At 74.1% G+C, this 26,817-nt stretch carries 25 protein-coding genes and 3 tRNA genes; 10 read left to right on the top strand and 18 right to left on the bottom strand.

The annotated features are described in order from the left end of the window. Positions 1 to 235 precede the first annotated feature (235 nt). The 3 genes from OOK41_RS27305 to leuC form a co-directional block, all read right to left on the bottom strand. Complete coding sequence (locus tag OOK41_RS27305) at positions 236 to 988, bottom strand: HU family DNA-binding protein (RefSeq protein ID WP_207892621.1); 753 nt, start codon at positions 986 to 988, stop codon at positions 236 to 238. A gap of 172 nt (positions 989 to 1,160) precedes the next feature. Next, entirely contained in the window at positions 1,161 to 1,748 is a 588-nt protein-coding gene (leuD, locus tag OOK41_RS27310; protein ID WP_266267193.1) for a 3-isopropylmalate dehydratase small subunit, read from the bottom strand. Between the two features lie 17 nt (positions 1,749 to 1,765). Continuing rightward, on the bottom strand, positions 1,766 to 3,208 hold the full coding sequence (gene leuC, locus OOK41_RS27315; RefSeq protein WP_117666247.1) for a 3-isopropylmalate dehydratase large subunit: 1,443 nt from the start codon (positions 3,206 to 3,208) through the stop codon (positions 1,766 to 1,768). Positions 3,209 to 3,257: 49 nt separating this feature from the next. Here leuC and OOK41_RS27320 point away from each other — a divergent pair, with 49 nt between their 5' ends. Beyond that, positions 3,258 to 3,944 carry an IclR family transcriptional regulator gene (locus OOK41_RS27320; protein WP_091671614.1) on the top strand — a complete coding sequence of 229 codons (687 nt, stop codon included), beginning with the start codon at positions 3,258 to 3,260 and terminating at the stop codon, positions 3,942 to 3,944. Between the two features lie 98 nt (positions 3,945 to 4,042). On the opposite strand, the gene OOK41_RS27325 is transcribed toward OOK41_RS27320, so the two are convergent. From OOK41_RS27325 to OOK41_RS27340, 4 genes are all read right to left on the bottom strand, one after another. Continuing rightward, positions 4,043 to 4,115: transfer RNA gene (locus tag OOK41_RS27325), tRNA-Glu, on the bottom strand. Between the two features lie 210 nt (positions 4,116 to 4,325). Next, a tRNA-Glu gene (locus tag OOK41_RS27330) sits at positions 4,326 to 4,398 on the bottom strand. Between the two features lie 130 nt (positions 4,399 to 4,528). Next, positions 4,529 to 4,600 (bottom strand) — tRNA-Gln (locus OOK41_RS27335). A gap of 126 nt (positions 4,601 to 4,726) precedes the next feature. Beyond that, positions 4,727 to 5,530 carry a fumarylacetoacetate hydrolase family protein gene (locus OOK41_RS27340; protein ID WP_117666245.1) on the bottom strand — a complete coding sequence of 268 codons (804 nt, stop codon included), beginning with the start codon at positions 5,528 to 5,530 and terminating at the stop codon, positions 4,727 to 4,729. A 231-nt stretch (positions 5,531 to 5,761) separates the two neighbouring features. On the opposite strand from OOK41_RS27340, the gene OOK41_RS27345 reads away from it, so the two are divergent. Both OOK41_RS27345 and OOK41_RS27350 read left to right on the top strand, forming a co-directional pair. Continuing rightward, positions 5,762 to 7,132, top strand: a complete 1,371-nt coding sequence (locus tag OOK41_RS27345; RefSeq protein ID WP_266267194.1) for a hypothetical protein — start codon at positions 5,762 to 5,764, stop codon at positions 7,130 to 7,132. Between the two features lie 46 nt (positions 7,133 to 7,178). Further along, a complete protein-coding gene (locus tag OOK41_RS27350) occupies positions 7,179 to 8,096 on the top strand; it encodes a 3-methyladenine DNA glycosylase (protein WP_266267195.1) in 918 nt (305 codons plus the stop codon). Positions 8,097 to 8,502: 406 nt separating this feature from the next. Here the strand turns inward: OOK41_RS27350 and arfB are convergent, their stop codons facing one another. The 6 genes from arfB to OOK41_RS27380 all read right to left on the bottom strand — a co-directional run bounded on the left by arfB (position 8,503) and on the right by OOK41_RS27380 (position 13,765). Beyond that, on the bottom strand, positions 8,503 to 8,928 hold the full coding sequence (gene arfB / locus OOK41_RS27355; RefSeq protein ID WP_266267196.1) for an alternative ribosome rescue aminoacyl-tRNA hydrolase ArfB: 426 nt from the start codon (positions 8,926 to 8,928) through the stop codon (positions 8,503 to 8,505). Between the two features lie 75 nt (positions 8,929 to 9,003). Next, positions 9,004 to 9,867, bottom strand: coding sequence for a S1C family serine protease (locus tag OOK41_RS27360; RefSeq protein WP_266267197.1), 864 nt, complete (start codon positions 9,865 to 9,867; stop codon positions 9,004 to 9,006). A gap of 95 nt (positions 9,868 to 9,962) precedes the next feature. Further along, a complete protein-coding gene (locus OOK41_RS27365; protein WP_117666233.1) occupies positions 9,963 to 10,922 on the bottom strand; it encodes a VWA domain-containing protein in 960 nt (319 codons plus the stop codon). Further along, the gene (locus tag OOK41_RS27370) at positions 10,919 to 11,923 is read right to left on the bottom strand and encodes a DUF58 domain-containing protein (protein WP_266268018.1); all 1,005 of its coding nucleotides are present in this window, start codon (positions 11,921 to 11,923) and stop codon (positions 10,919 to 10,921) included. The genes OOK41_RS27365 and OOK41_RS27370 overlap by 4 nt, the downstream gene beginning before the upstream one ends. 89 nt (positions 11,924 to 12,012) lie before the next feature. Beyond that, on the bottom strand, positions 12,013 to 13,062 hold the full coding sequence (locus tag OOK41_RS27375) for a MoxR family ATPase (RefSeq protein ID WP_117666229.1): 1,050 nt from the start codon (positions 13,060 to 13,062) through the stop codon (positions 12,013 to 12,015). Positions 13,063 to 13,237: 175 nt separating this feature from the next. Further along, positions 13,238 to 13,765 (bottom strand): hypothetical protein, encoded by a 528-nt coding sequence (locus OOK41_RS27380; RefSeq protein WP_266267198.1) that lies wholly within the window; start codon positions 13,763 to 13,765, stop codon positions 13,238 to 13,240. A 427-nt stretch (positions 13,766 to 14,192) separates the two neighbouring features. On the opposite strand from OOK41_RS27380, the gene OOK41_RS27385 reads away from it, so the two are divergent. Further along, positions 14,193 to 15,134, top strand: a complete 942-nt coding sequence (locus OOK41_RS27385; RefSeq protein WP_266268019.1) for an endonuclease/exonuclease/phosphatase family protein — start codon at positions 14,193 to 14,195, stop codon at positions 15,132 to 15,134. A gap of 37 nt (positions 15,135 to 15,171) precedes the next feature. Here the strand turns inward: OOK41_RS27385 and cimA are convergent, their stop codons facing one another. Further along, positions 15,172 to 16,755, bottom strand: a complete 1,584-nt coding sequence (gene cimA / locus OOK41_RS27390) for a citramalate synthase (RefSeq protein ID WP_117666222.1) — start codon at positions 16,753 to 16,755, stop codon at positions 15,172 to 15,174. Positions 16,756 to 17,128: 373 nt separating this feature from the next. Between cimA and OOK41_RS27395 the strand changes: the two genes are divergently transcribed. The 4 genes from OOK41_RS27395 to OOK41_RS27410 all read left to right on the top strand — a co-directional run bounded on the left by OOK41_RS27395 (position 17,129) and on the right by OOK41_RS27410 (position 19,666). Beyond that, positions 17,129 to 17,689 (top strand): peroxiredoxin, encoded by a 561-nt coding sequence (locus OOK41_RS27395; RefSeq protein WP_117666220.1) that lies wholly within the window; start codon positions 17,129 to 17,131, stop codon positions 17,687 to 17,689. 2 nt (positions 17,690 to 17,691) lie between these two features. Beyond that, positions 17,692 to 18,222, top strand: coding sequence for a carboxymuconolactone decarboxylase family protein (locus OOK41_RS27400; RefSeq protein ID WP_117666218.1), 531 nt, complete (start codon positions 17,692 to 17,694; stop codon positions 18,220 to 18,222). 205 nt (positions 18,223 to 18,427) lie between these two features. Further along, positions 18,428 to 18,841 carry a PRC-barrel domain-containing protein gene (locus OOK41_RS27405; RefSeq protein WP_243639258.1) on the top strand — a complete coding sequence of 138 codons (414 nt, stop codon included), beginning with the start codon at positions 18,428 to 18,430 and terminating at the stop codon, positions 18,839 to 18,841. 126 nt (positions 18,842 to 18,967) lie between these two features. Then, positions 18,968 to 19,666, top strand: a complete 699-nt coding sequence (locus OOK41_RS27410; protein WP_266268020.1) for a tyrosine-protein phosphatase — start codon at positions 18,968 to 18,970, stop codon at positions 19,664 to 19,666. Between the two features lie 30 nt (positions 19,667 to 19,696). Here the strand turns inward: OOK41_RS27410 and OOK41_RS27415 are convergent, their stop codons facing one another. Together OOK41_RS27415 and OOK41_RS27420 are read right to left on the bottom strand one after the other, a co-directional pair. Further along, positions 19,697 to 20,791, bottom strand: coding sequence for a branched-chain amino acid aminotransferase (locus OOK41_RS27415; RefSeq protein ID WP_266267199.1), 1,095 nt, complete (start codon positions 20,789 to 20,791; stop codon positions 19,697 to 19,699). A 177-nt stretch (positions 20,792 to 20,968) separates the two neighbouring features. After that, a complete protein-coding gene (locus OOK41_RS27420; protein ID WP_117666211.1) occupies positions 20,969 to 22,000 on the bottom strand; it encodes a 3-isopropylmalate dehydrogenase in 1,032 nt (343 codons plus the stop codon). 224 nt (positions 22,001 to 22,224) lie between these two features. Between OOK41_RS27420 and OOK41_RS27425 the strand changes: the two genes are divergently transcribed. Together OOK41_RS27425 and OOK41_RS27430 are read left to right on the top strand one after the other, a co-directional pair. Then, positions 22,225 to 23,100, top strand: coding sequence for an FAD:protein FMN transferase (locus tag OOK41_RS27425; protein ID WP_117666209.1), 876 nt, complete (start codon positions 22,225 to 22,227; stop codon positions 23,098 to 23,100). Positions 23,101 to 23,453: 353 nt separating this feature from the next. Beyond that, positions 23,454 to 23,810 (top strand): hypothetical protein, encoded by a 357-nt coding sequence (locus OOK41_RS27430; RefSeq protein WP_117666207.1) that lies wholly within the window; start codon positions 23,454 to 23,456, stop codon positions 23,808 to 23,810. A gap of 85 nt (positions 23,811 to 23,895) precedes the next feature. Here OOK41_RS27430 and serA read toward each other — a convergent pair whose 3' ends face one another. Both serA and ilvC read right to left on the bottom strand, forming a co-directional pair. Beyond that, the gene (gene serA, locus OOK41_RS27435; RefSeq protein ID WP_266267200.1) at positions 23,896 to 25,494 is read right to left on the bottom strand and encodes a phosphoglycerate dehydrogenase; all 1,599 of its coding nucleotides are present in this window, start codon (positions 25,492 to 25,494) and stop codon (positions 23,896 to 23,898) included. Between the two features lie 266 nt (positions 25,495 to 25,760). Beyond that, a complete protein-coding gene (gene ilvC / locus OOK41_RS27440; protein ID WP_117666203.1) occupies positions 25,761 to 26,774 on the bottom strand; it encodes a ketol-acid reductoisomerase in 1,014 nt (337 codons plus the stop codon). Between the last annotated feature and the right edge of the window lie 43 nt (positions 26,775 to 26,817).

Below are 26,817 nucleotides of genomic sequence, written 5' to 3' on the forward strand. Positions count from 1 at the left end.
CGGCCCAGCTCTCGGGCCCGCACCGGGCAACGGACCGAACCGCCCCAGACCCGTCACCGAGCCGCGGCGGCGGGCGACCCGAGGCGGGCTGCCACCGGCACGGCGGGCGACGTGAGGAACCGACGCCGACCGCGCGGCGGGCGACACCAGGAAGGGGCGCCAACCGGTGCGGTCGGCGCCCCTTCCTGCGGTCTCGGCCGGTCAGCGCCTGCTGGCCGCCTTCTCGCTCGGCCGGTCAGCGCTTGCTGGCCGCTTTCTTGGCCGGTGACTTCTTCGCCGGCGCCTTCTTCGCCGCCGTGCTCCTGGTCGCCGCCGCGGTGGTCTTCTTCGCCGCGGTCGACTTGGTCGCCGCCGCGGTCTTCTTCGCGGGAGCGGCCTTCTTGGTGGCGGTCTTGGTCGCCGTCGCCCTGGTCGCCTTCGCCGGGGCGGCCTTCTTGGTGGCGGCGGTGGCCTTCGCCCCGGCCGCCTTGGCACCCGCCGCCTTGGCAGTGGTCGCCTTCGCCCCGGCCGCCTTGGCGGTGGTGGCCTTGGCAGTGGTCGCCTTGGCGGTGGTGGCCTTGGCAGTGGTGGCCTTCGCCCCGGCCGCCTTGGCACCCGCCGCCTTGGCAGTGGTCGCCTTCGCCCCGGCCGCCTTGGCGGTGGTCGCCTTGGCGGTGGCGGCCTTGGTGGCGGCCGTGGCGGTCTTCTTCGCCGCCGCCGTGGCCTTCGGCACCTTGCCGCTGGCCACCATCTCCTTGAACCCGGCGCCGGGCCGGAAGGTCGGGACGGATGTCTTCTTGACCTTCACCGCCTCGCCGGTCCGCGGGTTGCGCGCTGTTCGGGCTCCCCGGGCGCGCTTCTCGAACGCTCCGAATCCGGTGATCGCCACCTTCTCGCCCTTGGTGACCGCCGCCTGGACCTCAGCGAGGACCGCGTCGAGCGCGGCCGTCGCCGTCTTCCGGTCCCCCAGGCGAACGGCGAGCGCCTCGATGAGCTCGGCCTTGTTCACGACTTCCTCCCGATTGTGCAACTGACTCGACGCGAGCCATTCTGCGCGCACGGTATGCCCTGTGCTGCCTGGACACAAACATTCGGCGGAAAAAAGCCCTTGTGTCGTAACGGATTCGCCCCCACCTGGCGGGCCGGTGGGGGCGGAAACCGATGGCGGATCGGGCGAACGGCTATGCCACGGAGGGCAGGAACGGCAGCCGGCCGCCCTCGTACACGGTGATGTCGGACTCATGGCGGAGGGTGAGTCCAATGTCATCCAACCCCTCCATCAGCCGCCACCGGCTGAAGTCGTCGAGGGGGAAGGGCCAGGCGGCGCCAGCGGCCCGGACCTCTCGGGAGGCCAGGTCGACGGTGACAGCGGTGGTCGGGTCGGACTCGACGAGGCGCCACAATTCCTCGACGGCTTTCAATTCCAACTCGACCGGCAGCAGACCCTCCTTGAGGGCGTTGCCGCGGAAGATGTCGCCGAACCGGGGCGAGATCACCGCCCGGAACCCCCAGTCCCGCAGGGCCCAGACGGCGTGCTCCCGGGACGACCCCGTACCGAACTCGGGGCCGGCCACAAGAATCGACGTGCCCGAATGTACGGAATCGTTCAGCACGAATGACGGGTCCTCCCGCCACGCGCTGAACAGCCCGTCGGCAAAACCGGTCCGGGTCACCCGCTTGAGGTACACGGCGGGGATGATCTGGTCGGTGTCCACATTGGAACGGCGCAGCGGCACGGCGGTGCCGGTGTGCACGGTGAACTTGTCCATCTGTCGCGGCTGCCCTTCTACAGGTCGGCGGGGGCGGCCAGCCGGCCGACCACGGCGGTGGCGGCGGCGACCGGCGGCGACACCAGGTGGGTGCGTCCGCCCCGGCCCTGGCGGCCCTCGAAGTTGCGGTTGGAGGTCGAGGCGGAACGCTCGCCCGGGGCGAGCGTGTCCGGGTTCATGCCCAGGCACATCGAGCAGCCGGCGAACCGCCACTCGGCCCCGGCGTCGGTGAACACCTTGTCCAGCCCCTCGGCCTCGGCGGCCTCGCGGACGGCGGCGGAGCCGGGGACCACGAGCATCCGTACGCCGCCGGCGACCTTCTGCCCGCGCAGCACGTCGGCGGCGGCGCGGAGGTCCTCCAGCCGCCCGTTGGTGCAGGAGCCGACGAAGACCACGTCGACGGAGAGGTCGCGCAGCGGGGTGCCGGGCGTGAGGTCCATGTACTCCAGGGCCCGGCGGGCGGCGGCGCGCTCGGAGTCGGTGCCGAACTCCTCCGGGTCCGGCACGGCCGCGCCCAGCGGGGCGCCCTGCCCGGGGTTGGTGCCCCAGGTGACGAACGGGGTGATCCGGCTCGCGTCGAGGGTCACCTCGGCGTCGAAGGTCGCCCCCTCGTCGGTGGGCAGGGTCCGCCAGTGGTCGACGGCCGCGTCCCAGTCGGCCCCCTGGGGCGCGTTCGGCCGCCCCTTGAGGTACGCGAACGTGGTCTCGTCCGGCGCGATCATGCCAGCCTTGGCGCCCCACTCGATGGACATGTTGGCGACGGTCATCCGCCCCTCCATGGACAGCGCGCGGATCGCCTCGCCCCGGTACTCCACGATGTGCCCCCGACCGCCGCCGGTGCCGACCTGGGCGATCAGGGCGAGCACCAGATCCTTGGCGGTGACGCCGGGGCCGAGCTGGCCGGTGACGTTCACGGCCATCGTCTTCGGGCGGGCCTGCGGCAGCGTCTGGGTGGCCAGCACGTGCTCGACCTCGCTGGTGCCGATGCCGAACGCGAGGGCTCCGAAGGCGCCGTGGGTGGCGGTGTGCGAATCGCCACAGACGATCGTCATGCCGGGCTGGGTGACGCCGAGCTGCGGGCCGATGACGTGCACGATGCCCTGGTTCGCGTCGCCGAGCGGGTGCAGCCGGACACCGAACTCGGCGCAGTTGCGGCGCAGCGTCTCGATCTGGGTGCGGGAGGTGGGGTCCGCGATCGTGAGCAGATCGCCGCGTCGCTGCTGGAACGCCGGATCCGCGTACCCCGTCGGGGTGTTGTGGTCCTCGGTCGCGAGCGTGAGGTCGGTGCGCCGCACGGGGCGGCCGGCGAGCCGCAGCCCGTCGAAGGCCTGCGGGCTGGTCACCTCGTGCAGCAGGTGCAGGTCGATGTAGAGCAGGTCCGGTTCGCCCTCGGCGGACCGGACGACGTGCGTGTCCCAGACCTTCTCGGCCAGGGTCCTCGGTTGAGTGACTCCCACCATCTGGACATCCTAAATTCTGGGAGGTAAATTTCGGCTTGTGGGACACAGTATGAGCGGTGTCGGCGTTCTCGACAAGGCGGTGGTCATCCTGGCCGCCTGTGTCGACGGCGCCAGCCTGGCCGAACTCGTTGAACGCACCAAGCTGCCCCGGGCCACCGCGCACCGGCTGGCGCAGGCGCTGGAGATCCACCGGATGCTGGTCCGGGACACCCAGGGCCGCTGGCGCCCCGGCCCCCGCCTCGGTGAGCTCGCCAACGCCGCGCCGGACGTGCTGCTGACGGCGGCGGAGCCGCTGCTGGCCGCGCTGCGCGACGCCACCGGGGAGAGCGCCCAGCTCTACCTGCGCCGCGCCGACGAGCGGATCTGCGTGGCCGCCGCCGAGCGGGCCAGCGGCCTGCGGGACACCGTGCCGGTGGGCTCGGTGCTGCCGATGACCGCGGGTTCGGCGGCGCAGATCCTGCTGGCCTGGGAGCCACCGGAGGCGGTGATGCCGCTGCTGCCCCGGTCGAAGTTCACCGGCCGCACCCTGGCCGAGGTGCGCCGGCGCGGCTGGGCGCAGAGCGTCGCCGAGCGGGAGGCGGGTGTGGCGAGCGTCTCGGCCCCGATCCGCGACCGCACCGGCCGGGTGATCGCCTCGATCAGCATCTCCGGCCCGATCGAACGCCTCGGCCGCCGCCCCGGCGAACGCCACGCCATGGCCGTGGTCAGAGCCGGCCAACGCCTCTCCGGCCTCTAACCCACCCATTCCCACCCCACCCCCTCGCGGGACGGCGGGGGGTGGGGTGGGAATGGGGACGGCCCGCCTCACTTGGTGAGACGGGCCGAGTGGGACTGTAGCCCCGACCGGATTCGAACCGGCGCTACCGCCTTGAGAGGGCGGCGTCCTGGGCCGCTAGACGACGGGGCCAGAACTTTCCCTGCATCGCCGCCCTGCCGGGCGGCGCCGCTGTAGTCTAGCGGCGTGCCCCGCGCGGGGCACGCCCGGGGTGGGCTGTCGCGCAGACCGCCCGCCACCACGGCCCCGGCCACGGATTCCTCGCCGGCCAGACCCAGAGCGCACGATCCCGGTACGCGAAACAGCCCGCCTCACCGGAGTGAGACGGGCTGAACGGAACTGTAGCCCCGACCGGATTCGAACCGGCGCTACCGCCTTGAGAGGGCGGCGTCCTGGGCCACTAGACGACGGGGCCAGAACTTTCCCTGCGCCGCCCTACCGGGCGACGCCGCTGAACTCTACCAGAGATCTCTTCCGGCCCCTTGCGGGCTACCGGAGCGCTCTCCAGCGCATCCAGCGACCGGCGCTCTCGCGACCACCGGTTGCTGGGGTACCAGGACTCGAACCTAGACTAACTGAACCAGAATCAGTTGGGCTGCCAATTACCCCATACCCCATTGGCACCTCACGGTGCCGTTCGGCACCTTGCGGCACCGGAGAGAAACTCTACCCTCCCGGCCCCGGCAGGCCAAATCGGGGACCCGAAACCCGTGCTGTGCTGCGGTTTCGGGCCCCCCGACGAGTCAGCTGACCGGGACGACCGGATTGGTCAGCTCCCCGATCCCCTCGATACGCACGGTGACGGTATCCCCCTCCACGAGCGGGCTAACCCCCGCCGGGGTGCCGGTGAGCACCACGTCGCCGGGGAGCAGCGTCATCACGTGCGAGACGTACGACACCAGGGCCGGGACGTCGAAGACCATGTCCCGCGTCCGGCCGAGCTGCCGCACCTCCATCTCCTCCGGGTTGCGGCCCACCTCGCACCGGACCTCCAGGTCGGTGACGTCCAGGCCGGTGGTGATCCAGGGACCGATGGGGCAGAACGAGTCGAACCCCTTGGCCCGGGTCCACTGTCCGTCGGACCGCTGGAGATCCCGGGCGGTCACGTCGTTGGCGCAGGTGTAGCCGAAGATGGCCCGCTCGGCGGCTGCCCGGTCGGCCCGCCGCGCGCCCGGTGCACCGATCACCACGGCCAGCTCGGCCTCGTGCTCGACCCGCTTGGAGAAGATCGGCAGCCGGATGGCGTCGCGCGGGCCGATCACCGAGGTGGACGGCTTGAGGAAGAGCAGCGGCTCCTTCGGCACCTCGCTGCCCTGCTCGGCGGCGTGCTCGGCGTAGTTGCGGCCCACGCAGACCACCTTGCTGGGCAGGATCGGGGAGAGCAGCCGGACGTCGGAGAGCGCCCATCGGGCACCGCTGAACTGGATCTGGCCGAACGGGTGCCCCTCGATCTCGGCGATGGTCAGGCCCTGCGGGCCTGCCTCCGACTCGCCCTCGACGACCCCGAACGACATTCCCTTGGCATGAGCGAAACGAGCGATACGCACCAGGCCAATCTAGCCCCGGGACGGCGCCCGGCCGCGCCGGCCGCGCGCCACGGGCGGCGCGGACAGCCGGCGCCGCACGGGGGACGCCCCGGCGACGGCGGGCGGTGGGGCCCGGAACGGCCCCGGGCCGGCCACCCTACGTCGTCCGTCACCGGCGTGGGCCGGGTTCGCCACTTCGTACCCGCACGACGTGCCGCCGCACCTAGCGTCGGCTACCGGAGGTTCGTTCGTATGCCTGCAACGACACGACACCACAGGGCCCTCGCAGTGTTCGTACACTGCCTCGGCATTCTCGCCGCCGTGCCGGCACTGCCCACGGCGGCCCCGGAGGCGGCGGCCACGCCGGCAGCGGCGGTCCGCCCGGCGGCGGCCGTCGCCACGCCGACGGAGACCCCGACGCCCACCGACTCCGCGACGGCACCGACGCCGGCGGCCCCCGCACCGCCGCCGCTGGTCTCGCCGTCCGTGGTGGTGCCGACCCGGGGCGCGCTGTCACCGGTGACGGTGGCGGTGGCGCCGGCCGGCACGCCCGCGCCGGGCTACCAGGTCCAGGTCCGCAACACCGGGAGCCTGCCGCTGGCCACCACGGTGCGCCAGGAGCTGCCGGTCGGGACGTCCGCGACCTGGATCACCCCCGGTGGGCGGGCCACCCGCTCGGCGACCAGCACCGAGGTGACCTGGCAGCTCAACCTGCCCGCCCGCAGCACCACCACGCTGCACACCGCGCTCACCGCCGCCGCGCCGGGCCGGCCGCTCACCGCGCCGGCCTGCGCCTTCACCAGCGACGGCAGCCGGCCGTACGACTGCGCGACCGCGACCTGGAGCGGCCCGGCGGTGCCGGCGGCCCAGGCCACCGCGGCCCCGCCGTGGCGTCGGCCCCCGGTGCTGCTCGCCGCGCTGGCCGTGGTCCTCCTGGCCGGGCTCGGCGGGGTGTGGTGGTGGCAGCGGCACCGGCGCGCGCGCTCCGGCGCCGGGCAGCCCGGGGCCGCCGCACCGGCCGGGACCGTCGGGGCGACCGTGCCGGACCGGGGCACGGTGTTGTACCCCCGGCCCGCCACGCCGGCGGCCGTGACCCGCCGCCGCCGACCCCCGGTCTGGCTGCTGGTGGGGGCGGCCCTGGTGCTCCTGGCCGGGGTGGTCCTCGCCGCCACGCTGACCGCCACCCGGCGGGTCGCCGCCATCGACACGGCCAAGCAGCCGACCAGCGGCGCCTGGGTGGGACGCAGCGCGACGGGGGTGGTCGGCGTACCGCTGCGCGAGCAGGCGCTGGAGTTCACCGTCTACCGGGTCGTTTGCCCGAACGCGCCGGTCGCCGGCGGGCAGTGCCAGGCCACCGTCGGGGTCCGCAACGTCACCCCGCAGCCGCAGACCTGGCACGGTCAGATGCAGCGGGCGTACCTGCCGGGCGGCACCTGGGTCAGCACCGACGAGACCGCGACCCGGCTGGCCAACCAGGGGCGGGACGTGTTCGCCCAGCCGCTCGCCGCGGGCAGCCGGCTGGTGCTGCCGCTGGTGTTCACGGTCGACGGTCCGGCCCGGCCGAAGCAGCTCGAACTGCGCAGCGGGGTGTTCTCCGCCGGGGTCCGGGTGGACGTGCCCTGACCCCGGGGCCGCGGGGGCGGGCGGGCGGCGGTCGTACGCTGGGTCGGTGACCGCCGCCCTCGCTCCCGCCGCACCGCTCGACCTGGCCGACTGGCAGGCCCGGCGGCGCGCCCACGAGGAGCGGGTCGACGGGTGGCTGGCCCCGCACCTGGCCCGCCGCCGCACCGGCGCGAAGCACCCGGTGGAGGACTTCCTCTTCACCTACTACTCGCACCGCCCCGCCCAGCTCCGCCGCTGGCATCCCGGGCCGGGCGCGGTGCTGCGCGGCGCGGACGGGGCCGAGTTCGGCCCGGACTACCGGGCCACCGCCGCCGGGCTCACCCTCGACACCGAGGGGGTACGCGCCCGGCGGGCCGGCTCGGTCGACTGGATCCGCGCCCTGCTCGCGGCGACCGCCGACCGGCCGGCGCACCTGGGCTGCTTCGGGATGCACGAGTGGGCGATGGTCTACCGGCAGACCCAGGAGGAGGTACGCCACAACGCGTGGCCGCTGCGGCTCAGCCCGGCGGAGACGGCCGCAGTGGTCGAGGAGCGGGGCGTGCGGTGCAGCCACTTCGACGCGTACCGGTTCTTCACCGCGCCGGCCCGGCCGCTGAACCTGCTCGCCCCGACCCGCGAGAGCCAGCACGACCTGGAGCAGCCGGGCTGCCTGCACGCCAACATGGACCTCTACAAGTGGGCGTACAAGCTCTCCCCGCTGGTCTGCTCGGAGCTGGTGGCCGACGGCTTCGCCCTGGCCCGGGAGATCCGCGCGCTGGACATGCGGGCCAGCCCGTACGACCTGGCCGCGCTCGGGTACCCACCGGTGCGGGTGGAGACGCCGGAGGGCCGCGCCGAGTACGCCGCCGCGCAGCGCGGCTTCGCCGAGCGGGCCGCCGTCCTGCGCGCCCGGCTGCTCGACGCACTCGGGCGGGCGGAGGGGCCCCTCCCGGCGCCTGCGGTGCGGCAGGGGCCCCTCCGCTAGCCTCCCGGCCTCAGCTCGCCGTGCAGCTCAGCGGCGGGACGGTGGGCGTGCCGGTGCTGCTGCCGAGGAAGCCGAAGGTGGCCTCCGCGCCCGGGGCGAGCGCCCGTTCCAGCTCACGTTGCGGGCGGTCACCGCCCGCCGGTCTGGGTCAGCTCGGCGTTCCACGCCAGGCTGATCCGCTGGCCGTCGGGGAGGGTGAGGCCGACCGTCCAGCCGGCGGTCCGGGCGGCCCCCGCTCGAAGCCGTACCCGACGACCAGCCGCACGGCCTCGGCGCCCAGCCCCCGGTTCCGGCCGGCCCCCGATTTCCGCCCGGGGCCCGTCACCGCCGATCCATGCGACACCCTGGCCACGCCGCGCAACCGACCAGCCGGTCGACGCGACGCCGCCGGCCTGCGCCGGGACGGTCAGTCGCCGTCGGCCCGGCGGTCGCGCTTGCGCTGGGACTGGCGCTTCTTGTCGGCGAGGCGGCGCTCCTTGGCGCCCCGGGACGGGCGGGTCGGGCGACGCGGCGGAGGCGGCGGGGCCACCGCCTCGCGCAGCAGCGCCGCCATCCGTTGCCGGGCCGCCTCCCGGTTGGCGAGTTGGGCCCGGTGCTCGCTGGCGGCCACGGTGAGCACCCCGTCGACCAGCCGTCCGGCCAGGCGTTGCAGCGCCCGGGCGCGCAACGGCTCCGGCAGGCTCGGCGAGCCGGCCAGGTCGAAGCTCAGCTCCACCCGCGAGTCGGTGGTGTTGACGCCCTGCCCACCCGGGCCCGACGAGCGGGAGAACCGCTCCCGCAGCTCGGCGTCCGGCACGACCAGTCGGTCGGTCACCCGCAGTCCGTCGTCCACGCCCCGAGGCTAGCGCCCCGCCCGCGCCCGTGGTGCGGGGTGTGGGGGCGCCGAGGGGCCGGGCGGACGATCGGCTCAGCCGCCCTTGCCGATGATGGTGTCGGCGGTCTGCTGCACCTGGTCGATCGGGATGGCGAAGCCGATGCCGATCGAGCCGCTGCCGTCGATGGTGGCGATGGCGGTGTTCACCCCGACCACCTCGCCCCGGGCGTTGACCAGCGGGCCGCCGGAGTTGCCCGGGTTGATCGACGCGTCGGTCTGCACGGCCCGGTGCCGGTTGGTGCCGAGCCGCACCTGACGGTCGAGCGCGCTGACGATACCCGCGGTGACGGTGCCGGCCAGCCCGAGCGGGGAACCGACCGCGAGCACCGGCTCGCCGACCCGGGTGGCGCCCGGTTTGGCCAGTGGCAGCGGGGCCAGGCCGGCGTCCGGGGGCACCCGGAGCACGGCCAGGTCGCTGCCCGGCTCCCGGCCGACCACCTCGGCGGGGAACCGCCGGCCGTCCGGCAGCTCCACCGTCACCGCTCCCCCGCCACCCTTGGCCAGGATGTGGTCGTTGGTGATCAGGTGCTGCTGGTCGTCGATGGCGAACCCGGAGCCGGTCGCCCCGGCGCCGGAGCCGCCCCCGACCAGCACCGACACCACGCCCGGCACGGTCCGCTCGGCGGCGGTGACCAGCTCGGCGGGCACCGGCGCCGCCGACGCCGCGGCCGGGCCCGGCGCACCGGCCTGGTCGGCGACCCACGCGCCGGCCGCCGCGCCGGACAGGGTGGACAGGGCCACCACCCCGGCCGCGGCCAGCAGCCGGTCCCGCCAGCCGCGCCGCCGGCCGCCCCCGTCCTGACCGGGTACGTCCCACCGGCCCCGTCCGTCCGGGTCGAGTTCGGGCGAGACGAACCACGGTCCGCGCGGCTCGCCCAGTCCGGTCTGCACTGCCATGCGTGCGCTCCTCACGTCCTCGTCACCGCGGATGTCCGTCTCGGCCACCCGGAAAGGTCGGCGCGCCGATGCGCCGGGACCCGCGCTCGGCCGGTTCAGGGCAGCCGGGAGAACCACCGCATCGACCCCGCCGCGGCCCCCATCGCCAGGACCAGCCCGAGCCCGATGAACCGGGCGGAGACGTCCTGCCGTTCCCGGCGGTAGCCGACCGAGGTGCCGATGTCGTCGTAGACCGCCCGCAGCTCCGCGCTGCTGGTCGCCTCGTGGAAGCCGCCCCCGGTGGAGTCGGCTACCGCCCGGAGGGTCTGCCCGTCCACCGGCACCTGGATGGGCCGGCCGCCCCGGTCGACGAACCCGGACGGGGTGCCGAACGAGATGGTGTGCACCGGCACCTTCGCCGCGACCGCCTCGTCGGCGGCCTCCATCGGGTCCATGCCGGAGGTGTTCGCCCCGTCGGAGAGCAGGATGATCCGGGCCGGCGGTGGCTGCTTGGCCGCCTGGCTGTCCAGCCCCTTCACCGCGCCGAGCGAGGTGTTGATCGCCTCCCCGATGGCGGTGCCCTGCACGCCGGTGGCGCCTTCGGCGAGGCGGTCGATCCCCTCGTGCAGCGACTCCCGGTCGGTGCCGGGCGGCACCAGCACCGCTGCGCTGCCGGCGAACGCGACCAGCCCCACGTTGAACTCGTCGGGCAGGCCGTCGACGAACCGCCGGGCGGCGTGCTTGGCCGCGCTGAGCCGGTCCGGGTCGACGTCGGAGGCGAGCATCGAGGTGGACACGTCCACGGCCACCATGACGGTGGCCCGTTCCCGGGGCACCCGCACCTCGTCGTGCGGCCGGGCGAAGCCCACCACCAGCAGCCCCAGCATGGCCAGGAAGAGGCCGGCCGGAACGTGTCGGCGCCACGCGGGGCGGTGCGGGGCGACCCGGTCGAGCAGCCGCAGGTTGGTGAAGCGGACGGCGTACCGGCTGCGGCGGCGCTGGGCCAGCAGGTAGCCGGCGGCCAGGGCGGCGACCCCGAGCAGCAACCAGAGCCGGGCGGGTGACTGCCAGGTCACGCGGCACCTCCCCGGGCCGCGCCCGGCCGCGGCGTCGGGCCGCCGCCGCTCGCCGCCGGCGCCAGGGCGAGGCGGCGCTGGGCGTGCACGTGCCGGACGATGTCGGCGCACCAGTCCCGGTCGGTGCGCAGCGGCAGGTGGCCCGCACCGCACCGGCGCAGCGCCTGGCGGACCTGGTCGCGTTGGGCGACGGCGGCCTCGGCGTACCGCTGACGCAGCCGGGGGTCGCCGGTCCACACCTCCCGCCGCCGGCCGGTCTCCGGGTCGACCAGGGTGATCAGGCCGACGTCCGGCAGCTCCAGCTCGCGCGGGTCGGTCACCTGCACGGCGAGCACCTGGTGCCGCACGGCGAGCCGGCGCAGCGGTGCCTCCCACGGCGGCGGGGCCGCCGGTTCGTCGGGCAGCCCGTCGAGGAAGTCGGAGACCACCACGACCAGGCCCCGTCGGGCGGCGACCCGCCCCACCGCGGCCAGGCCGTCGGTCAGGTCCGGGGGCGCCAGTGGCGCGGTGTCCGGGTCGTAGCCGCCGACGCGCGGCGCGGACAGCAGCGCCCGGAGCAGGCCGAGCAGGTGGGTCCGGCCGCTGCGGGCGGGGAACCGGCGCAGCCCGTCCGGGGCCAGCAGTTGCGCGCCGAGCCGGTTGCCGGAGCCGGCGGTGAGGAAGCCGACCGCCGCCACCGCCGCCACCGCCAGCTCGCGCTTGTCCAGCTCGGCGGTGCCGTACTCCATGCTGGGGCTGGCGTCCACCAGCAGCCAGGTGGTCAGCTCCCGGTCGGCGTCGACCTCGCGGACGTGCGGGACGGTGGTCCGGGCGGTGACGGCCCAGTCCATCCGGCGTACCTCGTCCTCGCCCGGCCGGTACTCACGGCTGCCGGCGACCTCGCTGCCCGGGCCGGGCAGCAGCCCGCGGTACTGGCCGTGCAGCAGCCCGTCCAGGCGGCGGGTGACGGTCAGCTCCAGCCGGCGCAGCCGCCCGTCGGGCGCGAGGTCGGCCAGGGTCAGGTCGGCCGGCGGGGTCCCGCTCCGCGCCGGCGTGGTCCCGTTCGACGCCCACGTGCTCCCGCTCCGCGCCGGCGGGGCGGCGGGGCCCCTCACGCCGCCGCCAGGTCGGTGGCGTACCCGGTGTGCTGGGTGGCGATCCGGGGCGGCGGCACCGCGTCGACCAGCCGGTGCACCACCGCCTCGGCGGAGACCCCATCGGCCACCGCGTCGAAGGAGAGCACCAGCCGGTGGGCGAGGACGTCCACCGCCAGTTCCCGGACATCCTCGGGCAGCACGTGGTCCCGGCCGCGCAGCAGCGCCTGGGCCCGGGCGGCGGCGACCAGGCCGAGGGTGGCCCGGGGGCTGGCCCCGTACGCCAGCAGCGGCGCGATCTCGGGCAGCCCGAACCGGCCCGGGTCCCGGGTGGCCAGGATCAGCCGGACGACGTACTCGGCGAGGGCGTGGTGCACGAAGACGTCGCCGGCCCGGCGTTGCAGCGCGCGTAGCCGGCCGGGGTCGAGGACCGGGCGGGGGCTCGGCCGGCCGGCGCTCATCCGGTAGAGGATGGCCAGTTCGTCGGCGTCCCCCGGGTAGTCCACGACGATCTTGAGGAGGAACCGGTCGCGCTGTGCCTCGGGGAGCTGGTACACCCCCTCGGACTCGATCGGGTTCTGGGTGGCGAGCACCAGGAACGGGTCGGGGACGGGCCAGCTCCGCCCACCGATGGAGACCTGCCGCTCGGCCATCGCCTCGAGCAGCGCGGACTGCACCTTGGCGGGGGCGCGGTTGATCTCGTCGGCGAGCACCAGGTTGGCCATGATCGGGCCGAGCTCGACGTCGAAGCTCTCCTTCGAGGCCCGGTAGATGCGGGTGCCGACGATGTCGGAGGGCACCAGGTCCGGGGTGAACTGGATCCGGGAGAAGGTCCCGCCGACCACGGTGGCGAGCGTCTGCGCGGCGAGCGTCTTGGCCACGCCGGGAACGCCCTCCAGCAGGCAGTGGCCGTTCGCGAGCAGCGCGGTGAGCAGGCGTTCGACGAGCCGATCCTGCCCGACGATCACGCGTTTGACCTCGAAGAGCGTCTGTTGCAGCTCGGCGCCGGTCGGATCGGGATCGACCGGGCTGGGCAGGCTGGCCAGGGTGTCCGAGATGTCCGTCACGGTGCTTGCTTCCCGGGGCGGCGGTCCGGCAAACGTCGGAATCTACGCCACTCGGGGCGCCTTTGTCCCCTGACCGGGACGACCCTCGCCTTCCGCCGCGAAGCACGCCCCAGGTCCGGTAACGGACGCGACGACGCCGGCCCCGTCGGGACCGGCGTCGCTCGTGGGCCGTGGATCAGGGGGTGAACACCGACAGGTGGAAGGGTCGGTCCGCCGCGGCGCCGGTCGAGTCGAAGGTCTGCACGAACACGCCGTTCGGCGTGCCGAGCCGCGGCGCGACCGAGACCTGGCCGGTCGGCGGGATGCAGCAGTCGGCGGCGTCGCCGATGTTGGCCACGTACCCGCCCCGGACCAGGCTGTGGTTGAACACGACCTGGTACTGGCCGGGGCCGTACCTGGTCGCCGAGACCGAGTCGCGCCCGCGGACCAGCGCGCCGGCGGCGCTGACCACCGCGAAGGAGGTGGAGCCGGCCACGAACGACGGGCTCGCGCCCTCCTGAAGCGCGGCCTTGGCCTCGGCGGCCTCGGCCGGCGTCAACGCCGGCTGGCCGGCCGGGGCGGCGGGTCGGGCACCCGGCTGCCCGGTCTGGGCCGCGGGCTTCGCCGCCGTCGTCTGGGCGGCGGCGATGCCGCCACCGGCCAGCGTCAGCGCCAGCACGCCGAACGTGACCGTAACCGCCCTACCGGAAATGAATTTCGCCATGACAGGTCCCCCTTTTTGTTGACCGTGTCGACACGACCGGCTCGTCGGGCAACGAGTCGGATTGCTTCGGAGCCCGACCAGTGCTGCGGAAAAGCGTCGGCACAGCCGCCGCCGACGCGTTGACGATGCCGGACGGGCCACCAGATGGCCTCTGAGCAGCTATAACTACCGAGAGCGCCGGGACTGGAACCAGGTGGAAACTAGCACCGGAAAAAGTGCGGGGTCAATAGCCTACGGCGGCGTTTCAGATTTGTTCAGGCAATCGGAAAATTGCGAGACGTGAGCGCCGCGCAATTCACGAAAGGTATTCGGGACGCCAGGAAACCGGACGCCCCGCAGGAGGCGCTAACGTGTCTCCGTGAGCACGTCCGAGAAGGCGCCGCCCGGGCTCGACCGAGGTGCCCGGGTCCGCGCGGGGCTCTGCTGGCTGGCCGTGGCGCCCGGGCTGGCCTGGGCGGCGGTGCGGCTGCCCGGCCTGGAACGGGGCCCGCTCGTGCAGGCGGTCGCCTTCACCCCGTACGTCGCGGCCTGGACGCCCGTGCCGCTGCTGCTCGCGCTCGCCCTGCGGCGGCGCTGGCCGGCGGCGGTCGCGGCCCTCGTCGCGGTGGCGCTGATCGGGACGGTCGGGCCCCGGGCGCTGGCCGCCGGGCAGCCCGCCGCGCGGGGGCCGGAGCTGCGGCTGCTCACCGCCAACCTGCTGGCCGGCGCTGCCGATGCCCGCACCGTGGTGGACCTGGTCCGCGCGCACCGGGTCGACGTGCTGACGGTGCAGGAGTTCACCCCGGACGCGGCGGCCGAGCTGGACCGGCTGGGCCTGGCCGGCCTGCTGCCCCACCGGCAGCTCAACCCGCAGGTGGGCACCACCGGCTCGGGCCTCTACGCCCGCTTCCCGATCGCCGGGGGCGGGATCCGGCAGAACCGCGGCGGCTGGGGGTTCAGCCAGGCGTACGGCACGGTGACGCCGCCGGGCGGGCCGCCGGTGCGGGTCGAGTCGGCCCACCCGGCGGCCCCGTACGCGGTCGACCAGGTCGGGCCCTGGCGTGCCGACCTGGAATCACAGCCGGCGGCCACCCCGGCGGCGGGGCTGTCGATCCTGGCCGGGGACTTCAACGCCACCCTCGACCACGCGCCGCTGCGCGCCCTGCTGGCCACCGGGTACGCCGACGCGGCCGACGCGGCCGGCACCGGGCTCGCCGGCACCTGGGGGCCCTACGACGGCGACCCGATCCCGCCGGTGACGATCGACCACGTGCTGGTGGACCGGCGGATCGCCGTCCGGTCGGTGGCGGTGCACCCGCTGCCGGGCAGCGACCACCGCGCGGTCCTGGCCGGGCTGCGGCTGCCCGCCCCGCCCCCGACGGGTGGGTGAGCGGGCGGGCCCGGCCGCTTCGGTACGACGCTCCCGCTCAGGCGTGGGCGCGGTCGAGGCCGTAGGTGAGCGCGTCGACGAGGGCGTGCCAGGACGCCTCCACCACGTTGGGGTGCACGCCGACGGTCGTCCAGTCCCGGCCCGTCCCGTCGGCGGTCTCCACCAGCACCCGGGTCACCGCGCCGGTGCCGTGGCTGCCCTCCAGGATGCGCACCTTGTAGTCGGCCAGCTCGAAGTCGCGCAGCTCCGGGTAGTGCCGGGACAGGCCGACCCGCAGCGCCTCGTCGAGGGCGTTGATCGGTCCGTTGCCCTCGGCCGTGGCGATCACCCGCTCACCGCGTACCCGGATCTTCACGGTGGCCTCGGACACCACCGCGCCGTCCTCCCGGTGCTCGACCAGCACCCGGTACGACTCCAGGGCGAACGGCCGGGCCGGCGCGGCGCCGGCCAGCTCGGAGCGGACCAGCAGCTCGAAGGAGGCGTCGGCGGCCTCGAAGGACCAGCCACCGGCCTCCAGCTCCTTCACCCGGCTGGTCACCCTCGACAGGGTCTCCGGATGGCCGGCCAGGTCCAGGCCAAGCTCGCGGCTCTTGAGCTCGACGCTGGCCCGGCCGGCCATCTCGGTGACCAGGATCCGCATGTCGTTGCCCACCACCGATGGGTCCACGTGGTTGTAGAGCAGCGGATCCACCTTGATCGCGCTCGCGTGCAGCCCCGCCTTGTGGGCGAAGGCGGCGGCCCCGGCGTACGCCTGGTGGGTGTCGGGGGCGATGTTGGCGATCTCGGCGATGGCGTGGGAGACCCGCACCATCTGCTCCAGGCAGCCCTCCGGTAGGACCGGCAGCCCGAGCTTGAGCTGGAGGTTGGCGACGACGGCGAAGAGGTCGGCGTTGCCGGGGCGCTCGCCGTACCCGTTGGCGGTGCCCTGCACGTGGCGGACGCCGGCCTCGACGGCCGCGATGGTGTTGGCCACCGCGCAGGCGGTGTCGTTCTGGGCGTGCATGCCGAGCCGCCCGGCGTCGACGCCGGTCCGGGCGACCAGGTCGGCGATCGCGGCGGTCACCTGGGAGGGCAGCATCCCGCCGTTGGTGTCGCAGAGCACCATCACCTCGGCGCCGGCGGCCAGCGCGGTCTGGACCACCGCCGCCCCGTACGCCGGGTCGTGCCGGTAGCCGTCGAAGAAGTGCTCGCCGTCGACGAAGACCCGCCGCCCCTCGGCGACCAGGTGCGCCACGGTGTCCCGGATCATCGCCAGGTTCTCGGCGGCGGTGGTGCGCAGGGCCCGCTCGACGTGCCGCAGGTCGGCCTTGGCGACCAGCGCGACGGCCGGGGTCCCCGCGTCCAGCAGCGCCTGGACCTGCGGGTCGACGGCCACCGCGACGCCGGCCTTGCGGGTCGCCCCGAACGCGACGAGCTGAGCGTGCTTCAGGTCCAGCTCGGTGCGGGCCCGGCGGAAGAACTCGGTGTCCTTCGGCACGGCGCCCGGCCAGCCCCCCTCGATGAAGCCGACCCCGAACTCGTCGAGCAGCCGGGCGACGGCCAGCTTGTCGACCACCGAGTAGGTGAGCCCCTCTCGCTGGGCGCCGTCGCGCAGCGTCGTGTCGTAGACCTGGAACGTCATGGGGAGTCCTCTCGGGCGCGGGTGGGACGGGGCGGGCGGCGGGGGCGGGACCAACAAAAAGACCCCCCGCGGATGCGGGAGGTCTGCGCGCTCGGCGGAGGGGAGGCCGGGCGCGCTAGGTGCCGATAATGACGACGCTGCTGGTCACGATCACCACTCTGCCACTCGGCCCACGGTTTTGGGAGGCACAATCCACATGCCGGGACGGTGACTCAGGGTTGCGATACCGCAACCGCCCTCGCCTGCGGGGCAGAGCCCGCCGTTGGTGATCGGTTTCACAAGTCACCTGGCCGCTATCAAGCCGAAACACCACTGCGGAAGTATCTGGAACCGATCCAGTTACCGGCCTCGTGCCGCTGTCAAGGAGGACCCCGTGCTCACTGTCGGTGACCGCTTCCCCGAGTACGAACTCACCGCCTGCGTGTCCCTCGACGCCGACAACGCGTTCGAGTCGATCAACCACAAGTCGCACCAGGGCAAGTGGCGGGTGGTCTTCTTCTGGCCGAAGGACTTCACCTTCATCTGCCCGACGGAGATCGCCGAGTTCGGCCGGCTGAACGGCGAGTTCGCCGACCGGGACGCCCAGGTGCTCGGCGTGTCGGTGGACAACGAGTTCGTCCACTACGCCTGGCGCAAGGACCACCCGGACCTGCGCGAGCTGCCCTTCCCGATGCTCAGCGACATCAAGCGCGAGCTGACCGCCGCCTGCGGCGTGCTCGGCGAGGACGGCGTGGCCCAGCGCGCCACCTTCATCGTCGACCCGGACAACGAGATCCAGTTCGCCATGGTGACCGCCGGCTCGGTCGGCCGGAACGTCTCCGAGGTGCTGCGGGTGCTCGACGCGCTGCAGACCGACGAGCTGTGCCCGTGCAACTGGAACAAGGGCGGCGACACCCTCGACGCCACCAAGCTGCTCGCCGGCGCCGGGGCCTGACGATGGGTCTGGACGCGGTCAAGGCGGCCCTGCCCGAGTACGCCAAGGACATCAAGCTCAATCTCGGCTCCACCGTCGGCACCTCGACGCTGAAGCCGGAGCAGGCCTGGGGCACCGCCCTGGCCTGCGCCGTCGCGGCGCGCAACCCGGTGGTGCTGCGGGAGATCGCCGCCGAGGCGGCCGGGCACCTCACCCCCGAGGCGGTCGAGGCGGCCAAGGGCGCCGCCACGATCATGGCGATGAACAACGTCTACTACCGGGCCAAGCACCTCATCGGCGACGACCAGTACGCGTCGATGCCGGCCCGGCTGCGGATGCAGATCATCGCCAGGCCCGGCGTGGAGAAGGGCGACTTCGAGCTGTGGTGCCTCGCCGTCTCGGCGATCACCGGCTGCGGCGTCTGCCTGGAGTCACACGAGAAGACGCTGCGCGGGGCGGGCTACACCCGCGAGCAGGTGCACGAGGGGCTGCGGATCGCCGCCGTGGTGCACGCCGCCGCGGTGGCCCTCGATGCGCAGGCCGCGCTGGCCTGAACCGGCCGTCCAGACTCCGCCGGTGCCGCGGTCGCGGCACCGGCGGAGTCGGCGTTCGCGCCGTACGCGTGTAGGGGCCGACCGGGCTGGGTAGGTGTATTTCGGACACGAGAACACCTTCTCTCCGACGCGACTACGACAGTCGAGGCAGGAGCACCCCATGGACAGGCTCGACCCGCACACCACGCACGGCACACCGGAGCCCATGACCCACGGCGGGCAGGGCGCGATCGCCGGCGGCGCCCCCGCCGGCGCGTTCGACCCGTGGAGCTACCGCGACCGGGCGTCGGTGGCCGACGCCGACCTGGTCGGCTACAAGATCGAGGCCACCGACGGCGGCATCGGCAAGATCGACAGCGCGAGTCACGAGGTCGGCGGCAGCTACCTCGTGGTCGACACCGGCCCGTGGATCTTCGGCAAGAAGGTCATGCTGCCGGCCGGCACGGTCAACCACGTCGACCACGACGAGCGCAAGGTGTACGTCGACCGCGCCAAGGACCAGATCAAGGCCGCGCCCGAGTACGACGAGGACAGCCACAGCGACCCGGCGTACCGGGACAAGCTCGGTGGCTACTACGACGAGAGCTACGGCAGCCTGCCCCCGGGCACCGCGCGCTGAGCCGCGCCACCGGCACGGCCGGCGGGATCGATGCATCGTCGCGGCCGGTGGGGTTCAACCCCACCGGCCGCTACCGTGTCAGGGGTGGACGCGATCGAGGCAAACCGCAGGATTCCCTTCTCCACGATGTTCAACTTTCGCGACGTCGGCGGCTACCCGACCGGCGACGGGCGCGCCGTCGCCTGGGGCCGGCTCTACCGTTCGGACTCACCCCACCGGATCGACGGCGCAGACCGGGACGCCTTCGTCGCCCTCGGCATCCGCACGGTGATCGACCTGCGCCGCCCGTTCGAGGTGGCCCGGGACGGCCGGGTGCCGGAGTTGGCCGGGCTCACCTACCGGCACATCCACCCGGAGCACACCGCGTGGACGGAGTCGCAGTACCAGCCCGGCTCCAACCTGGCCCGCTACCTCGCCGACCGGTACGCCGACCTCGCCGGGACCGGCGCCGCCGGGCTCGCCGAGGCGGTCGGGCTGATCGCCGACAGCGCCGCCGCCCCGGTCGTCGTGCACTGCGTGGCCGGCAAGGACCGCACCGGCATCGTCTGCGCGCTGACCCTCTCGGCGCTCGGCGTGAGCGACGCCGACATCGCCGCCGACTACGCGCTGAGCACGGAGGCGGCGGCGCGGTTCAGCGCCTGGGTGGCCGTCACCACCCCCGAGACCGAGGAGCTTCCCGCGCCGTTCCTGGCGTCCCCGGCCGAGGCGATGTCGCTGTTCCTGACCGAACTGCGCGCGGGACACGGCTCCGCCGAGGAGTACCTGCGGCACGCCGGCGTCACCGACGCCCAGCTCGCCGCCCTCCGCGACCACCTGCTGGAGTGACTTCCCGGCCCGGCCGCTCCCCCGGCGCGCTCAGTGGACCTGGGTGACCCAGCCGTGCGGGTCGGCGGCCCGGCCGCGCTGGATGTCCACCAGCCGCTGGTGCAGGTCGGTGGTCACCCGGCCCGGCTCGCCCCCGCCCACGAGGAACTCGCCGTCGGGGAAGCGGACCTCGCCGATCGGCGTGACCACGGCCGCGGTGCCGCAGGCGAAGGCCTCGCGCAGCCGGCCGCTGGTCGCGTCGGCCTGCCACTCGGCGAAGCTGACCGGCCGCTCCTCGACCCGGTGGCCGGCCTCGGCGGCGAGGGTGAGGATCGCGTCGCGGGTGATGCCCGGCAGGATGGTGCCGGTCAGCGGCGGGGTGACCAGCGTGTCGTCGTCGTAGACGAAGAAGACGTTCATCCCGCCCAGCTCGTCGACGAAGCGGCGCTCCACGGCGTCGAGGAAGACCACCTGGTCGCAGCCGGCCTCGATCGCCTCGGCCTGGGCGGCCAGCGAGGCGGCGTAGTTGCCGCCACACTTGGCCGCACCGGTGCCGCCCGGGGCCGCACGCGTGTAGTCCGGCGAGACCCACACCGTCACCGGCTTGACCCCGCCGGAGAAGTACGCCCCCGCCGGGGAGGCGATGACCACGTACAGGTACTCGTTGGCCGGGCGGACACCGAGGAAGACCTCGCTGGCGAACATGAACGGGCGCAGGTAGAGGCTGCTCCCGTCGCCCTCGGGGATCCACTCCCGGTCGATCTCCACCAGCCGGCGCAGCGACTCGACGAACGTCTCCGGCGGTAGCTGCGGCATCGCCATCCGGCGGGCCGAGGCGGCGAACCTGGCGGCGTTGGCCTCCGGCCGGAACATGGTCACCGCGTCGCCGGTGCGGTATGCCTTCAGGCCCTCGAAGATCTCCTGCGCGTAGTGCAGCACCGCGGCGGCCGGATCCATCGGGATCGGCGCGCGCGCCTCGACCCGGGCGTCGTACCAGCCCTTGCCGTCCGCGTACCGGATGGTGACCATGTGGTCGGTGAAGACCCGGCCGAAGCCCGGGTTGGCGAGCAGGGCGGCCCGGTCCGCGGCGGATACCGGCGCGGGATTCGGACGGATCTCGAATTCGAGCATGTCACCACCGCTCATCGCGCGGACCTCCCTGGGACGACGGCGCGCGGGACCGCACGCCGGATTCACTGGTGCCAGCAATTTACCCCGAACGCTCGTTCAGCGGGTAGCCGCGTGCTGGCGGGACGGACGTCCCGAACGGACGTTCCGGCTGATCGGACGCCCTTTCCGGCGGCGTCGGGGCGGGATGGGCCGTCAGGCCACCGCGTGCGCGGCGAGGCGGTCGCCCACCTCGGCGGTGCGCAGCGGTACCCCCGGGGCGCGGCCGGCCAGCTCCGTGCCGACGGCGGCGGTCACCCGGGCCGCGGCCTCGGCGTGTCCGAGCTGGTCGAGCAGCAGGGCGGCGGAGAGCACGGCGGCCACCGGGTCGGCGACCCCCTGGCCGGCGATGTCCGGCGCGGAGCCGTGCACCGGCTCGAACATCGACGGGTACGCCCCGGTGGGGTTGATGCAGCCGCTGGCGGCCAGCCCGATTCCGCCGGTGACCGCGGCGGCGATGTCGGTGAGGATGTCGCCGAAGAGGTTGTCGGTGACCACCACGTCGTACCGCTGGGGCTGGGTGACCAGGAACATCGCGGCGGCGTCGACGTGCTGGTACTCCGTGGCCACGTCCGGGTGCTCGGCGGCCACGGCCGCGAAGGCCCGGGCCCACAGCGACCCGGCGTGGGTCAGCACGTTGGTCTTGTGCACCAGGGTGACCTTGCGCCGCTCGCGGCGGGACGCGCGGGCGAACGCGTCGCGGATCACCCGCTCCACCCCGTGCCGGGTGTTCAGGCTCTCCTCGGTGGCCACCTCGGCGGGAGTGTCCCGGTGCAGCGAGCCGCCCGCGCCGGCGTAGAGCCCCTCGGTACCCTCCCGGACCACGACCAGGTCGACCTCGCCGGGCTTGACGGTGGCCAACGGGCCGGCCACGCCGGGCCACAGCCGCGACGGGCGCAGGTTGACGTACTGGTCGAAGGCGAACCGGAGCTTGAGCAGCAGGCCGCGCTCCAGCACGCCCGGCGGGACGGTCGGGTCGCCGACCGCGCCGAGCAGGATCGCGTCGTGGCCGGCCAACTCGGTCAGCACGGAGTCCGGCAGCACCTCGCCGGTGCGGTGGTAGCGGGCCGCGCCGAGGTCGTACTCGGTAGCCTCCACACCGGGGAGCACGGCGTCGACGACCTTGAGGGCCTGCGCGACCACCTCGGGTCCGATCCCGTCCCCGGCCACCACCGCGATCCGTGCCACGTCGTGAGCTCCCTCGCCTCGTCGTCTTCCGCAACGGTACGACTCCGTCCCGCCTCCCGGTACGACCCTTCCGCATTCTGGGAAACTGGGATGCACAGCAGGCTCCCAGGTGGGATTCATGATGCGGTCAACTTCGCTGCCTAGGGTCGGTGGCGAACGGGTCACGGGGGCCCGGACGGGATTCGCCGCCACGCTGCGGCGCCGTCAGCGAAGGAGTAGCTGTGATGCGGATCGACGAGCAGCCCCGGCACCGGTGGGCCGACGAGCAGCCGCGAACCCGGTGGGTGGAGCAGCCGGCGATCGCCAGCCGCCGCCCCGACCTGCGCCTGGGCAGCCGCAGCCACCGCCTCGACCGGGCCGGCGGCACCGCCGTCGACCGGATCGCCGTGCAGCACACCGTCCGCACCAGCACGGCCGAGTACTCCCTGCTGCTCAACGCCCCGAACTGGCTGGGCCGGCGCGGGGTGGGCGAGGCTCTCGCCGACGCCGTCGCCGAGCTGCGCGCCATCGACCTCACCTACGGCCCGAACCGGCGGGACAGCCTCGTCTCCCGGCTGCGCCGGGGGGAGATCAGCCCCGAGTCGTACCCGCCGCTGGCCGACCTGGTGGACCGGTGCGCCGCGATGCGGGCGGCGACCGACGGCTGGTTCGACGCGTGGGCGGTGCCCGGCGGCTTCGACCCGGGCGGCCTGCTCGGCGGCTGGGCGGTGGAGCGGGCCGCGGCCCGGCTGCGGACCGCCGGCATCCACGACTACGCCGTCCTCACCGGCGCCGACCTGGTGGTACGCGGGCACGCCGCGCACGGGGGCCCGTGGCGGGTGGCCGTGCACCACCCGACCGACCCCCGCCGGCCCCCGCTCGTGCTGGAGATGACGGCCGGCGCGGTGGGCACCTCCGGGGTGACCGGCCGACGGGGGCACGTGGTCGACCCGCACACCGGGGAGCCCGCGGACCAGCTCGACGCCGCCACCGTGATCGGGCCGGACCTGGCGGTGGCCGACGCGTACGCCACCGCGCTCTACGCCGCGGGCCCGACGGGCCTGGCCTGGTTCCGCACCGGGTCGGACTACCGGGCGTTGTTCGCGCACCGCCGACGCTGAGAGCCCGACCGGGGCCACCCTCGGCGGCCGGTCTTCGCATCCCGGCCGTGGGTGGACCCGCGATCGGCCCCCACGGTCTCGGCAACGACTGTGGGGGCCGGTCAGCGACGAGTGCGCGTGGCTCGCGCAATCGAGGGGTACGGACCCGGGCCGGCCGAACGTCGACCGCGCCACCCGAAGACGGGCCGACGCCGAACTCAGCCAGTGACCGCACGAGTACGCTAGCGAATCGACGCAACTCAACGCAAGAGTCTCCACAGCGGACGGTCTCCGGGGGACGATCGGAAGTTTCGCGGCTGACCTGCCGCGGGGTCGCGGTGACTTAGCGGGCCCGGGATGGCACGCTGTCCGCCGTGAGTTTCGATCTGAGCGTGTGGGCCCTCCCGGACGGGGCCACGCCCGCGGACGTGCGGGCAGCGGTGCAACGGTGCCGCCAGGGGCAGCACAGCGACCGCTACCCGGACCCGCGGGTCGTCGCCTTCTACCGGGCGATCACGGCCAGCTATCCGGACCGGCCGGCGGGACCGGGTTCCCCGTGGGAGGTCGCGCCCCTGCACGCGGCCAACGACCACATCGAGATGAACCTCAACCCGGCCTGCGAGGACCAGGTGCTGCTCGACATCGAGCGGCTGGCCGGCGAGTGCAACCTGATGCTGTTCGACTACCAGGACGGCTCGGTCTACCCGCCGCCCGCCCCGGCGCGCCGCTGACCGGGTACGACGAGGGGCCCGGCCGTTCGGCCGGGCCCCCGATCCGTCCTGCGTGGACGCACGTCGCGCGGGTCCTGGAGGGACCTTACTCGTCGCGCAGGTCGGCGGCGCTGGCCGAGGTCGCGCCGATCGACTCGGCCGCCGAGGTGAGCAGGTCGGCGCCCAGCGCCTGGTCCACCGTGAGGGTCATCAGCGTCTCGCCGCCGGCCTCCCGGCGGGCCACCTGCATCGCCGCGATGTTGATGCCGGCCTCGCCGAGCAGGGTGCCGACGGTGCCGACCACGCCCGGCCGGTCGGCGTAGCGCAGGAAGAGCAGGATGCCCTCCGCGCCGATCTCCACGTCGAAGCCGTCCACCTCGGTGAGCTTGAGGACGTCGCGGGCGCCGGCGTGGGAGACCGTGCCGGAGACGCTGACCGTGCGGCCGTCCGGCAGCGCGCCGCGCACGGTCACCAGGGTCGGCTGGTCGGCGGTCTCGCCCTGGCTGGCGAGGTTGACCTCGACGCCCCGCTCGGCGGCCAGGTGCGGCGCGTTGACGTAGGTGACCTGCTCCTCGACCACGGAGCTGAACAGCCCCTTGGTGGCGGCGAGCTTGAGCACCGAGACGTCGTGGTTGACGATCTCCCCGCGCACCTCGACGGTGACGCTGGCGGCCACCCCGCCGGCCACGGCGGTGAACGCCCGGCCGAGCTTCTCGGCCAGCGGCAGCAGCGGGCGGACGTCCTCGGCGACCACGCCGCCGGCCTGCACGTTGACCGCGTCCGGCACGAACTCGCCCTGCAACGCCAGCTTCACGCTCCTGGCCACGGCCAGGCCGGCCTTGTCCTGCGCCTCGGCGGTGGAGGCGCCCAGGTGCGGGGTGGCCACCACGTTGTCGAAGGCGAACAGCGGCGAGGAGGTGCACGGCTCCTTGGCGTACACGTCGACGCCGGCGCCACCGACCCGGCCCTCGGCGATCGCGTCGGCGAGGGCCTGCTCGTCGACCAGCCCGCCCCGGGCGGCGTTGACGATCCGCACCCCCGGCTTGACGATCGCCAGCTCCTTCTCGCCGATCAGGCCCACGGTCTCCGGGGTCTTCGGCAGGTGGATCGAGATGAAGTCGCTCTCCCGCAGCAGCTCCTCCAGCCCGACCAGGCGCACCCCGAGCTGCGCCGCGCGGGCCGGCTGGATGTACGGGTCGTACGCGATCAGCCGGGTGCCGAAGGCGGCGATCCGCTGCGCGAAGAGCACCCCGATCCGGCCGAGGCCGACCACGCCGACGGTCTTGCCCTGCACCTCGACGCCGGTGTACCTGGACCGCTTCCACTCGCCGGCCTTGAGCGCGGCGCTGGCGCTGGCGGTGTTGCGGGCCACGGCCAGCAGCAGCGCGACGGCCTGCTCGGCGGCGGACACGATGTTGGAGGTGGGGGCGTTGACGACCATGACGCCCCGCGCGGTGGCGGCCGGCACCTCGACGTTGTCCAGGCCCACGCCGGCCCGGGCGACCACCTTCAGCCGCGGGGCGGCGTCGATCGCCTCGGCGTCGATCTGCGTGGCGCTGCGCACGATCACCGCGTCGGCCTCGGAGAGCGCGGAGAGCAGAGCCGGGCGGTCGGTGCCGTCGACGTGCCGGACGTCGAAGTCGTGGGCGAGCACCTCGATGGCGGCGGGGGCGAGTTCTTCGGCGATCAGTACGACAGGATTCATCGGTCCTCGTAGAGGTCGTGTGGCGGTCGGCCGGGACGTCGGGGCGCCGCGCTGCGCCCTGCGCCGAGTCGTGCCATGGCCGTCAGGTGCCGGCTACGCACCTACCCGCGATCGTAGGGCGCGGGCCGGCCGGCAGGCCCCGGACCTCGGGGTGAGTGCCCTCACAAACCCGACACGTCAGTGGCGTTACGGGTGGGTGTAGAGACAGCGACGACCCGCCCGGCGCCGGATCGGCGTCGGGCGGGTCGCCGCTGTCCGCGCCGGAGTCAGGCGGTCTCGGTGATCGGCCGGTCGACCCAGCTCATCATGGACCGCAGCTTCTGACCGGTCTCCTCGATCGGGTGCGCCGCGCCCTCTGCCTGCCACTTGGCGAAGTTGGGCCGGCCGGCCTCGTCCTCGGCCACCCACTCCCGGGCGAACTCGCCGGACTGGACCTCGCCGAGGATCTTGCGCATCTCCTCCTTGACCCGGGCGTCGATCACGCGCGGACCACGGGAGAGGTCGCCGTACTCGGCGGTGTCGGAGATGCTGTAGCGCATCTTCGCGATGCCGCCCTCGTACATCAGGTCGACGATCAGCTTCAGCTCGTGCAGGCACTCGAAGTAGGCCACCTCGGGGGCGTAGCCCGCCTCGGTGAGCACCTCAAACCCGGTCTGCACCAGGGCCGCCGCGCCGCCGCAGAGCACCGCCTGCTCGCCGAAGAGGTCGGTCTCCGTCTCCTCCTTGAAGGTGGTCCGGATCACGCCGGCCCGGGTGCCACCGATCCCCTTCGCGTAGGCCAGGGCCAGCGCGAGGGCGCTGCCGGTGGCGTCCTGCTCGACGGCGACCAGGCAGGGCACGCCCTTGCCGTCGACGTACTGGCGGCGGACCAGGTGACCCGGGCCCTTCGGGGCGACCATCGCGACGTCCACGTCGGCCGGCGGCTTGATCAGGTCGTACCGGATGTTGAAGCCGTGGCCGAAGAGGAGGGCCTTGCCGGGTGCCAGGTTCGGCGCGATCGCCTCCGTGTAGAGGGTCCGCTGCGCGGTGTCCGGGGCCAGGATCATGATCACGTCGGCCTCGGCCGCGGCCTCCGCCGGGGTGAGCACCCGCAGGCCCTGCTCCTCGGCCTTGGGCCGGCTCTTCGAGCCCGCCGGCAGGCCGATCACCACGTCGACGCCGGAGTCGCGCAGCGACAGCGCGTGGGCGTGGCCCTGGCTGCCGTACCCGATCACCGCCACCTTCTTGGCCTGGATCAGGCCCAGGTCGGCATCGTCGTCGTAGTACACCTCAACGCTCATTGACTTCCCTTTCGTACGACGGCCCGGGCGGCCCGTCGTGGCT

This window comes from Micromonospora sp. NBC_01655 (genome assembly GCF_026339755.1).
In the GTDB taxonomy this organism is placed as follows: Bacteria; Actinomycetota; Actinomycetes; order Mycobacteriales; family Micromonosporaceae; genus Micromonospora.